The organism is Sphingomonas sp. ACRSK (assembly GCF_022346685.1).
GTDB lineage: Bacteria > Pseudomonadota > Alphaproteobacteria > Sphingomonadales > Sphingomonadaceae > Sphingomonas > Sphingomonas molluscorum.
On record NZ_JAKRNR010000098.1, the window covers coordinates 1 to 595 of the forward strand.

Annotated in this window: 1 rRNA gene; it reads right to left on the reverse strand. The window is 58.2% G+C overall.

The features are described from left to right. Positions 1-112 (reverse strand): 16S ribosomal RNA (locus tag MHZ35_RS17950); the annotation flags it as partial. Positions 113-595: the final 483 nt, after the last annotated feature.

The following is a 595-nucleotide window of genomic DNA, read 5'->3' on the forward strand; positions in this document are numbered from 1 at the left end:
TTCCCACGCGTTACGCACCCGTGCGCCACTAGACCCGAAGGTCTCGTTCGACTTGCATGTGTTAGGCATGCCGCCAGCGTTCGTTCTGAGCCAGGATCAAACTCTCAAGTTTGATGTTCCATCCCTTCCCCGCGGAATAACGAGGAAAGAACAGCTCACTTCAAGGAGCCAATTCCTGCACATCACATATACTGTGGATATGTAATAGGACATATGAACTGGCTTAGCTTTAGCCGACCACACCACGCCTTGAAAACGTGGCAGACCGGAGCCGCCGCCCACATGTCCCTTCATCTTAACCAACAATGTCAAAGAACAAAACGCCGGCGCCGAATGGCACCCCCTTTCGGGAGTGGCCCGGTACCGCTCGTTTCAGAACCGTTCGAACCAGGCCGTGAAGGCCGCCCCGTCCGGTGAACAGGCATTTAGGGGAGGGGTCGGATACCGTCAAGCGATTCGATTGCAGTTTTTTGAAATTTGTTCCGCGACCCCGGAAAAAGGCTCCTGCGGCCCCGCACTGCCCTCTTGGCGCCCATCGCCCCCGGGATCAGAAGCGCAGCGCCTCGACCTGCTCCCCCGCCGCCTGCGCCGGTGC